The organism is Bradyrhizobium sacchari (assembly GCF_002068095.1).
GTDB lineage: Bacteria > Pseudomonadota > Alphaproteobacteria > Rhizobiales > Xanthobacteraceae > Bradyrhizobium > Bradyrhizobium sacchari.
This window is the reverse complement of sequence record NZ_LWIG01000015.1, coordinates 47,249-60,269: the sequence shown is the minus strand read 5'-3', so window position 1 is coordinate 60,269 and position 13,021 is coordinate 47,249. Positions and strand designations below refer to the sequence as shown.

13 protein-coding genes are annotated in these 13,021 nt (G+C 62.1%); 10 read left to right on the top strand and 3 right to left on the bottom strand.

The window, feature by feature from the left end; translation table 11 throughout:
• Nucleotides 1–68: 68 nt before the first annotated feature.
• The 5 genes from A5906_RS21760 (at nt 69) to A5906_RS21740 (ending at nt 5,811) form a co-directional block, all read left to right on the top strand.
• Entirely contained in the window at nt 69–1,625 is a 1,557-nt protein-coding gene (locus A5906_RS21760; RefSeq protein ID WP_347337609.1) for a sugar ABC transporter ATP-binding protein, read from the top strand.
• Nucleotides 1,622–2,602, top strand: coding sequence for an ABC transporter permease (locus tag A5906_RS21755; protein WP_080137373.1), 981 nt, complete (start codon nt 1,622–1,624; stop codon nt 2,600–2,602). Before A5906_RS21760 ends, A5906_RS21755 begins: the two co-directional genes overlap by 4 nt.
• 5 nt (nt 2,603–2,607) lie before the next feature.
• Nucleotides 2,608–3,582, top strand: coding sequence for an ABC transporter permease (locus A5906_RS21750; RefSeq protein WP_245326843.1), 975 nt, complete (start codon nt 2,608–2,610; stop codon nt 3,580–3,582).
• 63 nt (nt 3,583–3,645) lie between these two features.
• Nucleotides 3,646–4,626: a sugar ABC transporter substrate-binding protein gene (locus A5906_RS21745; protein WP_080137371.1), complete on the top strand. Its 981-nt coding sequence runs from the start codon at nt 3,646–3,648 to the stop codon at nt 4,624–4,626.
• Between the two features lie 66 nt (nt 4,627–4,692).
• The gene (locus tag A5906_RS21740; RefSeq protein WP_080137370.1) at nt 4,693–5,811 is read left to right on the top strand and encodes a LacI family DNA-binding transcriptional regulator; all 1,119 of its coding nucleotides are present in this window, start codon (nt 4,693–4,695) and stop codon (nt 5,809–5,811) included.
• Here A5906_RS21740 and A5906_RS21735 read toward each other — a convergent pair.
• Nucleotides 5,808–6,836 (bottom strand): LacI family DNA-binding transcriptional regulator, encoded by a 1,029-nt coding sequence (locus tag A5906_RS21735; RefSeq protein ID WP_080137369.1) that lies wholly within the window; start codon nt 6,834–6,836, stop codon nt 5,808–5,810. The genes A5906_RS21740 and A5906_RS21735 overlap by 4 nt on opposite strands.
• Nucleotides 6,837–6,970: 134 nt before the next feature.
• Here A5906_RS21735 and A5906_RS21730 point away from each other — a divergent pair, with 134 nt between their 5' ends.
• Genes A5906_RS21730 through A5906_RS21710 form a run of 5 tightly spaced genes read left to right on the top strand, consistent with a single transcriptional unit; the run spans nt 6,971 to nt 10,953 of the window.
• On the top strand, nt 6,971–7,873 hold the full coding sequence (locus A5906_RS21730) for a dioxygenase family protein (RefSeq protein ID WP_080137368.1): 903 nt from the start codon (nt 6,971–6,973) through the stop codon (nt 7,871–7,873).
• Nucleotides 7,874–7,881: 8 nt separating this feature from the next.
• A complete protein-coding gene (locus tag A5906_RS21725; protein ID WP_080137367.1) occupies nt 7,882–8,637 on the top strand; it encodes an SDR family NAD(P)-dependent oxidoreductase in 756 nt (251 codons plus the stop codon).
• Nucleotides 8,618–9,553, top strand: a complete 936-nt coding sequence (locus A5906_RS21720; RefSeq protein WP_245326842.1) for a beta-keto acid cleavage family enzyme — start codon at nt 8,618–8,620, stop codon at nt 9,551–9,553. The genes A5906_RS21725 and A5906_RS21720 overlap by 20 nt, the downstream gene beginning before the upstream one ends.
• Nucleotides 9,554–9,562: 9 nt before the next feature.
• Nucleotides 9,563–10,585, top strand: a complete 1,023-nt coding sequence (locus A5906_RS21715) for a quinone oxidoreductase family protein (RefSeq protein WP_080137365.1) — start codon at nt 9,563–9,565, stop codon at nt 10,583–10,585.
• A 2-nt stretch (nt 10,586–10,587) separates the two neighbouring features.
• A complete protein-coding gene (locus A5906_RS21710; RefSeq protein ID WP_080137364.1) occupies nt 10,588–10,953 on the top strand; it encodes a cupin domain-containing protein in 366 nt (121 codons plus the stop codon).
• 150 nt (nt 10,954–11,103) lie between these two features.
• Here the strand turns inward: A5906_RS21710 and A5906_RS21705 are convergent, their stop codons facing one another.
• A complete protein-coding gene (locus A5906_RS21705) occupies nt 11,104–11,739 on the bottom strand; it encodes a hypothetical protein (RefSeq protein ID WP_080137363.1) in 636 nt (211 codons plus the stop codon).
• Nucleotides 11,740–11,956: 217 nt separating this feature from the next.
• On the bottom strand, nt 11,957–12,937 hold the full coding sequence (locus A5906_RS21700) for a hypothetical protein (protein ID WP_080137362.1): 981 nt from the start codon (nt 12,935–12,937) through the stop codon (nt 11,957–11,959).
• Nucleotides 12,938–13,021: the final 84 nt, after the last annotated feature.

Here is a 13,021-nt window from a genome sequence, read left to right as displayed (position 1 = left end):
ATTGTGCAAACGTTTGCCTGTAAGGCATCTTCGGGAGCGCGACCACGCTCGGCGCACCGGGACGGAAGATGCTGGCGAACAGGGAAAGTCCCGATGGGGGACCCGAAACCATGGCAGTGAGGCCCGGGCGAGATCAAGGGACCGCGGAGCCGTTGCTGCGCCTGATCGACATCAGCAAATCGTTTCCGGGTGTTCATGCTCTCAGAGGGGTTTCTCTCGAGATTCATGCCGGAGAGGTGCATGTCATTCTCGGGCAGAACGGCGCGGGCAAGTCTTCGCTAATCAAGGTGCTCTGCGGCGCCTATCTCGCCGATGACGGCGTGATCGAACACAAGGGGCGGCGCATCGCGATCCAAGGTCCCGCCGATGCGAATGGGATTGGTGTCGGCGTCATCTTCCAGGAATTTTCGCTCGCGCCGTATCTGGACATCGCGCAGAACATATTTCTGGGCCGCGAGCGCGCCTTTGCGAAAGCCGGCATCATCGACAAGGCGGCGATGCACGCTGCCGCCCGCGACGTGCTGGCGCAGCTCGGTTTGAATTACGACACGTGGACGTTCGCTGCCGATCTCGGCGTCGCACAACAGCAGATGGTGGAGATCGCCAAGGCGCTCTCGCAAAATTCCAGCATCCTAGTGATGGATGAACCGACAGCCGCGATCTCCGAGCGGGAATCCGAGCGGCTGTTCGAGGTGATTGCCCGGCTGAAGCAGCGCGGCGTGGCGATCGTCTACATCTCGCATCGTATGAGGGAGGTGGTCGCGCTGGGTGACCGCATCACCGTGATGCGTGACGGCGCCGTGGTCGCATCTTATCGCCGGGACGAGGTGTCGCCTGACGAAATGGTAGGCGCAATGATCGGACGCTCCCTCGCGGGGCTAAAGCGTCGCGAGGCGCTGGCCGCAGGGGCGCCGGTCCTGACCGTAACCAATCTGCAGACCGCCAAGCTGACCGACATTTCGCTGGAAATCCGTGCCGGCGAAGTTGTGGGGCTGGCGGGCCTCGTCGGCTCGGGCCGCACCGAAGTGGTGCGTGCGATATTCGGCGCGGATCCGCTGCGCACCGGGGTCATAAGGCTGGACGGCGCCGACTTTGCTCAACGGCCAGACCGCAGCACCCGTGCCGGGCTCGCGCTGCTGCCCGAGGATCGCAAGCGCGAAGGCCTCGCGTTACCACTCGCCGTCGGCGAAAACGCTACGGCAGCGGCTCTATGGCGCTTGTTTCGCCGCGGCTGGTTCGCGCCCTCCGTAGCGGAGAAGGTCTGCCGCAATCTGATCACGCGGTTGAACATCGCAACACCAGGACCAGCGCAGTTCGTCCGCAATCTCAGCGGCGGCAATCAGCAGAAGGTCGTGCTCGGCAAATGGCTCGCCGCCGGGTCGCGGCTGTTCATGCTCGACGAGCCGACCCGCGGCGTCGACATCGGCGCCAAGACCGAGATCTACCGGCTGATCGACGATTTGGCGAAGGACGGCGCCGCCGTGTTGGTGATCAGCTCGGAGTTGCCCGAGCTCATTCATCTCTGCGATCGCGCCTACGTCATGCGCGACTACCGGATCGTCGGCCATCTCGGCCGCAACGAGCTCTCAGAGAAGGCTATTCTCGACCTGGCGGTGCATCAATGACTGATCAGATTGTCCATGCCGCATTGACCGCGCCAGCCGCCGCGCTACTGCGCCGGATCCCGGGCGTCACCTTCATCCTCGTCGGCATGATCGTGGTGTTCGCGATCGGCAATCCGCGCTTCCTGTCCGCCGTAAACTTCACCAATATTGGCCTTCAGTCTTCGCTGCTGCTGATGCTGGCGTTGCCGATGACCCTCATCATTCTCACTGCGGGCCTCGACCTCTCGGTCGGTGCGCTGCTCGGCCTATGCGGCGTTGTGATTGCTGAGTTGCTTGTCGCAGGATGGGGGCTACCCGCATCCGTGGCGGCCGCGATGCTGGTCGGGCTCGTCGCCGGCGCCGTGAACGGGGTCCTGGTCGGCTACCTCGGCTTGCCGGCCTTCGTGGTCACGCTCGGGACTATGGGACTGTGCGAGGGACTATCGCTGGTCATCACCAACGGCGATCCGATTGGCGGCTTCACGCCGGCCCTTGAAAATTTTTATCGATCCACGGTGTTCGCGGTGCCGACCCCGGTCCTGGTCGCGGCGCTAGTTTATGGGTTGCTGTCGCTGCTGCTATATCGGACCCGCTTCGGCAATTATGTTTTCGCGATCGGCGGCAACAAGGATGCACTGCATCTCGCCGGCATCAATGCCAACCTCGTCCACACGGGCGTCTACCTCCTCTGCAGCCTCACAGTGGCGCTGTCGGCGCTGCTGCTGCTCGGACGGACCAATTCGGCGCATCCGTCGGTCGCTGTCGGCATGGAGTTTGAAGCCATTGCCGCGGTAGTGCTCGGCGGAACGTCGTTCGAGAAAGGCCAGGGCTGGCTGTTCGGCACAGTTCTCGGCGTGCTGGCGATTTCCGTGCTCCGCAACGGCCTCAACGTTCTCTCGGTGGAACCATCGCTCCAGGTTGTCTGCGTTGGCCTGCTGCTGATCACGGCGCTGCTGATCGATCGCAATCGCAAGCAGGCATCACAGAACGGCGCATGACGACAATGGATAGCCCCGCCCCTGTAATTCGACGGCCGCAGCAACTTGCGCCGGGCACGGTCGCAGTCGTCGTACGGCTCGGTCTGATCGCCTGCATCGCCGTGCTGCTGTCGAGCCTCAGCCCAACCTTCGCCACGACGGACAATTTGCTCAATATCCTGCGCCAGGCCAGCCTGCTCTTCCTGGTGGCCTCCGGGCTGACACTCGTAATCATCGCCGGTGGGCTCGATTTATCGATTGGCGCGAACCTCACGCTTTGCGCCTGCCTCTCGGCTGCGGCGATCAAGGCCACTAGCCAGCCTACCGCAGGCATCGCTGTCGCCCTCGGCTGCGGCGTTCTGGTCGGGCTGACCAATGGCGTCCTAATCAACCGGGTGAAGATTCCGCCGTTCCTTGCGACATTCGGCATGCTTTGGGTGGCTCAGGGCATCGCCTATTGGTTCATGGCCGGCCAGGTCGTCTACGGCTTCTCGCCGGCGTTCCGCTTCTTCGGCAGCGGCTTTTGGCTCGGCGTCCCCGTTCCGATCTGGGTCATGCTGGTTACGGGCGCCTGCGGCGTGATCTTCCTGTCGCGCACGACCATTGGGCGCGAAGTCTATCTGATGGGCGCCAATGAAGCGGCGGCCGTACTGTCGGGCATTCCGGTCGCCCGGCGCAGAACCCTGCTCTATATGGTGAGCGGCCTGATGGCGGGCCTAGCGGCGCTGATCTATGTGGCTCGGCTCAATGCGGCCGAACCCGGCATCGGCGAGCCGCTGTTGCTCCCCGCGATCGCAGCGGTGTTGGTCGGAGGTACGTCCCTGTTCGGCGGTAGCGGCGGACTGTTCAGAACACTGCTCGGCGCGACTATTCTCACTCTGATCGTCAACGCGCTCAATCTGCTCAATGTTAGCGCCACCTGGCACCCGTTTGTGACCGGCGCGATCGTGGTTTTGGCCGTGCTTGCTGATGCCGCTGTTAATCGCGGGGCGCGAAGATGAGGGTTTCGCGTCCGACTATAACGACCCTCCTTGCGCCATTTGACCAGTCCATCGGGAGCTATCATGAAGACCAGACATGTGAAACATCTTAGATTGCTGTCCGCGGCCCTGATCTCTTGCGGGCTTTCCGCCGCGCCGGCGCTTGCGGCCGGCGAGGTCATCGCAGCCTTCACCAAGAACCAGGTCGATCCGCATTTTGAGGGCGTACGCGCCGGCGTCGAGCAAATGGCGAAGAAAATGAATGCGACGATTCGCCAATACGTGCCGACCAAACCCAACAATATCACCGAAGGCATGTCGCAGCTCGAGGATGTCGGCGTCACCAGGCCCAATCTCGTCCTGTTCATGCCGATCGACCCGAAGGCGCAATTGCCGACGATCAAGCGGCTCATCGAATCCGGCACGCCGGTTCTCAACTACAACGACAAGGCTGGCGATGCGCCTTATCTCGCCTTCGTCGGGCAGGACGACTACAAGCTCGGCTACGACATCGCCAAGATGCTGTTCGATCATCTCGGCGGTAAGGGCAATGTCGTGATCCTCGAGGGCATCAAGGGGTCCAACACCGGGGATGAGCGAAAGCGCGGTTTCGATGCGGCGCTGAAGGAGTACCCAAATATCAAGCTGCTGGCGTCCCAGCCTGCCAATTTCCAGCGCCTTCTCGGGCTGCAGGTCATGGAGAACTTGATCCAACAACACAGCGAGATTAACGGCGTAATCGCAGCCGCGGATGCATCGGCACTCGGCGCGGCCGAGGCGTTGAAGGCCGCGGGCCGCGGCAACGTTGCCGTGGTATCAATCAACGGCGTGCCGGAGGCCGTCGAAGCGGTCAAGAACGGCGGCCTGCTGGCGATTGCCGAGTTCAACGGCTTCAAGATCGGCTGCGTGGCGACCGAAATCGGCCTGAAGGCCATTCGCGGCGAGGCAATGCCGAAGCGGGTCGTAATCCCCGGCGCTATCATCACCAAGGCCAACCATTCCGAGTGGCTGGTGCCCTTCCAGCAGCGGACCTGCCCCGCCGCCGCGGACTATGCCGGACATTGACCGAATGCCCGATCGCTTGCGCAGCTCGCAGGAGGTTTGCCCAGCCGAGCTGCGTTTGCTATCTGCATGCAGATGGATCGCGCCGAAGGCGAACGCAAGGACTTTTGGCAATTGACGGGCCCGACGAAAGGTAAGCGTCCGACGCTGAAGGATGTGGCGGCGCATGTCGGCGTTCACTTCTCGACGGTCTCGCGCGCGCTGGACCCGGCAACCGCCCATCGCATCACCGATGAGGTGCGGGCGCGCATTCAGGCCGCCGTCGCCGAGCTCAACTACCGCCATAACGTCGCGGCCGCCACGCTGCGCACGCATTCAAGCAAGACGATCGGCATCATCGTTCCCGACATCACCAACAGCCTGTTCGGCCCCATCATCAAGGGCATCGACAGCATCTCGTCCGAGCATGGCTATGTCGCGCTGATCGGCGACACAGACAACAACCCGGAAAAGGAAGAAAAGCTGATTAGCACTTTCCTCGCGCGTGGTATTGAGGGGCTGATCGTTGCCAGCGCCTTGCGCGAGGACGAGGTGGTCTCGGCCGTCGCTCATGACGGCACGCCGATCGTAACCGTCAACAGCCATGTCGACGACGATTCCGTGTCCTCGGTCAGCTACAACGTGAGACCCAGCATCGGTGCCCTAGTGAAACATCTTGCCGAGCTGGGCCACCGGCGCATCGCATTCATTTCCGGCCCGTCGTCATGGTCGACGGCGGAAGAGCGGCTCGCCGCCTATCGCTACTGGATCGATCGGGTCAAGGCCGTGGTCTCGGACGACCTCATCGTCTACAGCAACGAATATCGCGAGGAGGAGGGAGCGCGTTGCGCGGAGGAGTTGCTGCGCTCTGGTGTTCCCTTCACTGCGGTCATGGCCGCCAACGACCTGCTTGCATTCGGAGCCTTAAACGTCCTGCAGCGCCATGGCCTTGAATGTCCGCGCGATGTTTCGGTGACCGGCTTCAACGATATTCCGATGGCGGAACGGTGGTCGCCGCCGTTGACGACTGTTAAGGTCGATCCGCTGCGGGCCGGCAAGGCCGCCGCCGAAATCCTGTTCGCCGACATTAAGCTCGCGCCGGAGGAGCGTCAGCCGAAGCACGTGCTGCTGCCGGCATCAATGGTGGTTCGTCACTCGACCGCGGCGCCGTCATCCGGCCAGCTGCGCGGGGCGCCGACAAATGGCTAGGCGCGTGCCGCGACGGCTCTGGGTGCGGTCGATTGGCGAACGACCAGTTCCGGTGACAACACGACGTGACGGAGCTCCGACGACCTGCTCTTGATCGTCTCGACCAGCATCCTGGCGGCGATCCGCCCCATCTCCCGATGTTCTATCCGTACCGTCGTGAGTGGCGGCGAGACCACGTCCATCAGCGGCATGTCATTGTGCCCGACCAGCGAGACGTCGCCCGGACAGCGTAGTCGGCGCGCCGCCAACGCATCGAGCACGCCGAGCGCAAGAAGATCGTTGGCGGCGACAACCGCCGTGATATCGCCCGCTGCATCGAGCAGATCCGTCGCCGCCAGCCTCCCAGCCTCGCGACTGTAACCCGCGGCTTCGCGGACCGCTCCGTTCAATCCGCGCCGAGCCATCGCATGCGCAAAACCGTCGCGCCGCTGCGCGCCTGTCGAAGTCGACAAAGGGCCAGCGACATGCGCGATCCGCCGGTGTCCAAGTGCGCCCAGGTGATCGACCGCAAGCCGCATCCCGAGATTGTCGTCCGAGACTACTGAGGATACGCGATCCTGCGCCTCGGATCGATTGACCAGCATCACCGGAAGCCCGCGCTGGATGCAAAAGCCGACCAATTCGTCGTCCTGCGAGACGGTCGCCAGGATCATGCCGTCGACGCGCTGGCTCAACAGCCGCTCGACAAAACCAACCTGTTGAGACGGCGCGTTGCCGGCATTTGCGACGATCGGTGCGTAACCTTCCGCAGAGAGCACCTCGGCGATGCCGCCAAGAATCGGTCCAAACACAGGGTTGGCGATATCAGGCAGCAGCACGCCAATCAGATCGGACCGCCCAAGGCGCAAGTTTGCCGCCAGCCGGTTGGGCTGATAGCCAAGGGCCTCCGCCTGAACCGCGATCCGTCCGGCGACTTCCTTGGCGACGAGATGGCGCTTTTTCGGGTTCAGCGCGCGCGACACGGTCGACGGATGCACGCCGGCAGCGTCCGCTATTTCCTTGATCGTGGGGACGGGCCTACTCACCCAAAGATTCCTGCTGCTTAGCTCACGTGCAGAATAAGCATAGCGATCGGCTTGACTTCATGCAATCGATTGCACTAACTATCTGCAATCGATTGTACGTTTCCGAGCAATCGTCGTGTAGAGAGGAGCAGCCGATGTCGAACGGCATCATAGAGAGGCTCGAGGACGTGACGCCGACCGTGTTGCGGGCAATGGCAGGTACCGGCAATGCGCGACTACGCACGGTGATGGAATCCTTCGTCAGGCACCTCCACGCCTTCGCGCACGAGGTGAAGCTCACCGAGGCAGAATACGATCTGGCGGTCGACTTCCTGAACCGTATCGGTCAGGCCACCAATGACAGCCATAACGAGGGTATCCTGTTCGCGGATGCAGTCGGTTTCTCTACGCTGGTTTGCCTGCTGAACAATGGCAACGCCGGTGCCACGGAGACCGCGGCCGCATTGTTGGGACCGTTCTGGCGGGCCAACTCTCCCCGGACAGAGAACGGTGCGACGATCGTTCGTTCGGCAACGCCCGGCCCCGAGCTCTTCGTCTCCGGCGAGATAGTTGATTCCAGGGGCAAACCGCTCGCTAATGTCGAGGTCGACGTCTGGCAGTCATCGCCGGTCGGCCTCTACGAGAACCAGGACGAGACGCAGACAGACATGAATCTGCGCGGCAAGTTCACGACCGATGCGGCGGGACGATTCTCCTTCCGCTCAGTCAAGCCAGCGGGCTACCCAGTGCCTACAGACGGCCCGACCGGCGACTTACTTCGCGCCCAGAATAGGCATCCATATCGTCCGGCGCACATCCACTTCCTCGGCTTTAAGCCCGGCTACAAGACGCTAATCACCCAGGTCTTCGTCGACGACGACGAGCATCTCGAGAGCGACGTGGTGTTCGGCGTAACGCGCAAGCTGGTCGGCGACTATCGCCGACACGACCACGGGGAGCCGCCGGCACCCGGCGTCAGCGCCCCCTGGTACACGCTGAACTACCGCTTCGCCATGGAAGACGGCGAAGCGATCCGTCCCAAGCCACCGATCAAGTGAGGTAGATCATGACGCAATCCATGACCGGCAAGGTCGCGCTCGTCGTCGGCGGAGCCGGCAGCATCGGCGCCGTGGCCGCCAGGCAGTTTGCCGAGCTCGGGGCGCGCATCGCGATCAGCCATCGCGACAGCGCGGAGGAATCAGCATCCGCAGCGTCAGTGATGCAGTCCCTGCCCGGAGAAGGACATGCCGCCTTCATTGCTGACGTCGCGCGCACCGACACCTTGGTGGCGTTGCGTGGCGAGATCGAGCGACAATTCGGCCGGCTAGACGTACTGGTGAACGCCGCGGGCTTCACCAAGCCGGTGCCGCACGCCGATCTCGACGCGCTGGATGACGATCTGATCGACCGGATGTTTGCGGTCAACTGGCGTGGACAGTTCGCCGCGATTCGCACCTTCGCTCCGATGCTGAAGGCATCCGGCGACGGCCTGATCGTTTCGATCTCGTCGATCGCCGGCAGCAACGGGATCGGTTCCTCGATTGCCTATTGCGCCGCAAAGGCCGGCATTGACGTCATGACGAAATCGCTGGCCCGCGTGCTTGCGCCTGAGGTTCGAGTGCTTGCTGTCGCGCCCGGCGTGGTCGACACCAGCTTCGTTCCCGGCCGCGGCGCGGACTTCAACACGAAGACTGCTAACACGACACCGCTGAAGCGGATTGCGACAGCCGAGGATATCGCCTCGGCGATTCTAGCCTGCGCAACCCAACTCGGCTTTGCCACCGGGACCACCTTCGTGGTCGATGGCGGCCGCTCGCTCTAAAGGAAGTTTCATGCGCCCCCCGCAAGACAAGGTTATTATAACCTGCGCCGTCACCGGCAATCTGACAACGCCGGAGCAGACGCCCCATCTGCCCATTACCCCGGCGCAGATTGCGGAAGCCTGCCTCGGCGCCGCTGATGCCGGCGCCGCCGTCGTCCACATCCACGTTCGCGACCCCTTGACCGGCCGTCCCTCGATGCTGCTCGACCATTACGTCGATGTTGTCGAGCGCATTCGCGCGAGTAATTCCGCCCTGATCCTCAACATCACGACCGGACCGGGCGGACGTTTCGTTCCGTCCCGAGACGATCCGAAGGTCGCAGCCGAGGGGACGACCCTGATGGTGCCAGAGAAGCGGGTAGAGCACATCGCCGTGCTGCGGCCGGATATCTGCACGCTCGATCTCAACACCATGAATTCCGGAAGTGAAGTTGTGATCAACACCCCGGCCAATGTCCGCCGGATGGCGAAAGTGATCGCCGACGCCGGAGTCAAGCCGGAGATCGAGCTGTTCGACTCCGGGGACATCGCGTTGATGAACGACCTGCTCGCCGACGGTACGCTGCAGGGCCCGGTACTGTGCTCGTTCGTGATGGGAGTCCGCTACGGTTTCCAGCCCTCGCCGGAAACCGTGATGTACGCGCGCGACATGCTGCCTGCGGGTGCAGAGTTTACTGCGGTCGGCATCGGCAAGACGGCCTTCACGATGGTGGCGCAGTCCTACCTTGCCGGCGGCCATGTGCGGATAGGCATCGAGGATGCGGTCTATCTATCCCGCGGTAAGCTCGCGATCTCCAACGCGGAGATGGTGACCAAAGCGCGCCGCATCGTCGAGGATCTGGGCGGCACGATCGCGACGACCGATGACGCCAGGCGAATCGTTGGCCTGTCTTCGTCGGCCGTCAGCAAGATCTAGGAGTACGCGATGAGTGCCTTTTTCAAATCCGGAACCGACGCCGCCATCGAGGTGACGTGCGTGCGGCTCAACGCCAAGGTCGCGGACGCGGCGGCGATCATCCCGGTCATCGAGAAACATCCACTCTCGCGGCAAGCCGACGAGGTCGTAGTTGCGATCGAGGCCGCCGGCGTTAATCCTTCCGACGTCAAGGCCGCGACTGGACTGATGCCCTATGCAGTATTCCCGCGTACCCCCGGCCGCGATTTCTCCGGACGCGTAGTCCGGGGACCCGATGCGCTTGTTGGAAAAGCCGTATTCGGCACCTCGGGCGATCTCGGAATTCGCCGCGACGGCACCCATGCCAGCCACGTGGTGGTCGAGGCTGCGGCCGTGGTCGAAAAGCCCGATGGCATCTCGATGGAGGAGGCAGCCGGCATCGGGGTCCCCTTTGTGACCGCGATCGAAGGTTTCAGAAGATCCGGCTTGCCGAAGCCGAACGAGTATGTCCTCATCTTGGGTGTAAACGGCAAGGTCGGCCAGGCCGCTGTTCAACTTGCGACTTGGCAGGGCGCCAAAGTGATTGGCGTGGTACGCAAGGACGAAGCTTACGAAGGCCACAGCAACGCACCGATCGAGATCGTCAACTCCGCGGCGACCGACGTCGCCGCGCGGGTGCGAGAGCTGACCGACGGCCACGGCGCCGATATCGTCTTCAACACTGTTGGCGACCCCTATTTCGAGGCCGCTCATCGATCGCTTGCCAAGGCCGGGCGGCAGATCCTGATCGCCACCACCAGCAAAACCGTTCCGTTCAACATCCTAGAGTTCTATCGCGGCCGGCATACCTATCTGGGCGTCGACACCCTCGCCTTCTCGACGTCGGAGAGCGCGGAACTGCTGCGCAGCGCGCTGCCCGGCTTTGCCGGCGGCTTCCTTCGTCCCTACCCTATAGCGCAGTCTTGCATCTATCCCCTCACCGAAGCCAAGCGCGCCTACGACGCCGTGATCGGATCGTCGCGCAACCGCATCGTGCTCCGACCGGGAGACTGAACATGCATGTTGTTCGCTTCACTGAGGCGCCTGCCTATACGGCGGCCGGTCACCACGACATGGCAATGGTCCGCCTGCAAGGACGGGAAGCTGGGCCGTCCTCGGATCTCTGGGCTGGCGTTTCGGTGATTGCGCCGGGCGGCGGAACGACACTATCGGCGTCTGCTCCAGAAAAAATCTATGTCGTCCTCGACGGCACGCTCAGCATCTCGAACGGCGAGCACGAGGTTGCGATCGGCCGGTGGGACTCATGCCGAATTGCGGGGGGCGAGGAACGCCGGCTGGTCAACCGAACTTCTTCACCTGTGACCGTTCTTCTCGTAATGCCACTGTCAGGTGACGAACGCGTGCCCCCTCAGGTCGGTTGACTTACCGCTAACCCGAAAGCGGCGACCTAGTTTATTCGCTTCACTTCTCATTGCGCAAAAAAGAGCTGCTCTGGGGAGCAGCTCAGTCAGGGAGGAACGCCTAATGTAGGAATACGGTCGGGTGCGGTGATCGTGGGTTCTCGCCGCCTATTAGCAGCGATCTATGCAGACGTTCATGTCGCGGCGCATGTACTCTTCGACGAATCCTGGCAGATAGCCGGCAGCGACCATCTCTTCGAACGGACGCTTGAAGCGGTCATCCTCGCGCACGGTCAGCACGACAATACGCCAGATGTTGATCGGATGCTCCTCCGAACCTGACGCTGCGTGCTCGACGTGAAACAGCGGCTGAAAGTTGCTTGCACGAAGGTTCTCGCCTCGGTCGTCAACGATCCATGGCAAACCAAGGAAAAGGATGCGGCGCTCCAAGTGGCTGATGAAGACATCTTCAATGACCTCACCACGGGACGGATCGATCCAAGCCGCCTGCTCCGAAGTCCGGAAGAAACGTTGGCACCCCTCTTCTAGCGCGTGACGCCCCCAAGAGTGGCCTCTCGAAACGACATAGGGGATGTAGGTTGCGGGATCCCACGCCTTACGCGTCTCCATGTCCCACAGCTGCGTCAGGGTCATCTTGGTAGCTGCAGGCTCGACTGTGTAGCGCTCGCGCAAAACGCGGTTTACGTCAACCGGCGGCAGCTCGAAACGAGTATGGTTCGGGTTGTTCCAGGCATTCTCGAATTCCTGCTTCGCGCGCTCGAAAGTCATCGGGTCCTGAGTACTCATGGTTGTCGTTCACCCTTGTTCGTCAGCTGTAGTGAAATCGAACGCAAGTAGTTGGACCTTGGAAGGTTGAGATTAGCCGTGCGGACGATCGTCCCTCGGCGCGCGAACCCATTTGAGTGGCAGATCACGCTCAATCCTTGTGATGAAATCAGCAACATGCACGGCGGGGGCACCTGCAATGCTGACGCGAAAACGCGGTTTCCAGGGCATGAGGCCCTTAGAATTTCACCGTAACGCCCGTGTAAACCGATGACTCAGTGCAGGCACCGGCGTTGGTGCCGACGCATTGTGGCGCCAAATTGTGATCGAGACCGAACTTGTTCTGCCAGTAGCGATAAGCCACCCAGACGTCGACCATGTGAGTGTATTGGGCGCCCGCAAAGGCCTTGCTGGCATCGAGCGTCAGACGGATCGGCTCGCTGTTCAGCTCGAGCTTGCGCGTAAGCGTCCCGGGCTGATTGGTGCCGGTCCCTTTCGGACCGATCCAAGCCGCGCGGCCACTCACCGACAGCGGCAGCCAGTCCGGCAAGAAGCCGAGGTCCATGTAGTAGTTGGTCTCGATCGTCCAGGTGCTGTCGAAATTCTGGTTGCTGTCGTATGGCGCAGGGATGAACGCGCTATGATTGATCTCCTTGTAATACATCGGCGCAACGTTGAAGAAGCCCTTGTAGGGCAAGTCGAAGGCGAACTGCAGGCCGACTACGCCGACCCGCTTGGCCGGCGACAGTGCGTTGTTCTCCACCTCTGCGTCCGCACCGACCTCCAGAGAGACATTGTGGAGCGGACCGACGGTGAGGGCCTTGGTGTTGAAGATCTGGTTGAAGCCGAATGTGCTGCGCACGAAACCGTAGAACTCGCTCGCGCCCGAGCATCCCGTGCGACCGATTGCGCATGGCTGCGCGGGATCGTTGTGATCCGATTTAAGTAGCGACAGGCTGATCAGATTGGTCCCGTAGGCCCAAGCATCGAAATGCGTAAAGGAATAGACCTGCTTGGCTGTCTTGGCGGTGACGCCCGGATCGGTGCCGTTGGGCAAATAGGAATAGGTGACGCGATTGTCGTTGACAAGGAAGGCGGGAAAGATCGTGACCGGCTTTTCCGCCTTGGCCGGAGGAGCGGAAACGTCGGCGGCATGAGCGGCACCGAAACCAACGAGGCCCATGATGGCAGTCGCGAGTGAGCGTATATGAAACGGCATTCCAAACCTCCTGTGACGAGACAAAGTTCCACCCTTTCTCCGCGGAAGCTCCTTGGAGACCGTCTTAAAATTCGCCTGATGTGA

Bases quoted from the DNA above. Each gene is read 5' to 3' on its own strand.
- A5906_RS21760 (WP_347337609.1), top strand. From the start codon at position 69: ATGCTGGCGAACAGGGAAAGTCCCGATGGGGGACCCGAAACCATGGCA.
- A5906_RS21755 (WP_080137373.1), top strand. From the start codon at position 1,622: ATGACTGATCAGATTGTCCATGCCGCATTGACCGCGCCAGCCGCCGCG.
- A5906_RS21750 (WP_245326843.1), top strand. From the start codon at position 2,608: ATGGATAGCCCCGCCCCTGTAATTCGACGGCCGCAGCAACTTGCGCCG.
- A5906_RS21745 (WP_080137371.1), top strand. From the start codon at position 3,646: ATGAAGACCAGACATGTGAAACATCTTAGATTGCTGTCCGCGGCCCTG.
- A5906_RS21740 (WP_080137370.1), top strand. From the start codon at position 4,693: ATGCAGATGGATCGCGCCGAAGGCGAACGCAAGGACTTTTGGCAATTG.
- A5906_RS21730 (WP_080137368.1), top strand. From the start codon at position 6,971: ATGTCGAACGGCATCATAGAGAGGCTCGAGGACGTGACGCCGACCGTG.
- A5906_RS21725 (WP_080137367.1), top strand. From the start codon at position 7,882: ATGACGCAATCCATGACCGGCAAGGTCGCGCTCGTCGTCGGCGGAGCC.
- A5906_RS21720 (WP_245326842.1), top strand. From the start codon at position 8,618: ATGGCGGCCGCTCGCTCTAAAGGAAGTTTCATGCGCCCCCCGCAAGAC.
- A5906_RS21715 (WP_080137365.1), top strand. From the start codon at position 9,563: ATGAGTGCCTTTTTCAAATCCGGAACCGACGCCGCCATCGAGGTGACG.
- A5906_RS21710 (WP_080137364.1), top strand. From the start codon at position 10,588: ATGCATGTTGTTCGCTTCACTGAGGCGCCTGCCTATACGGCGGCCGGT.
- A5906_RS21705 (WP_080137363.1), bottom strand. From the start codon at position 11,739: ATGAGTACTCAGGACCCGATGACTTTCGAGCGCGCGAAGCAGGAATTC.
- A5906_RS21700 (WP_080137362.1), bottom strand. From the start codon at position 12,937: ATGCCGTTTCATATACGCTCACTCGCGACTGCCATCATGGGCCTCGTT.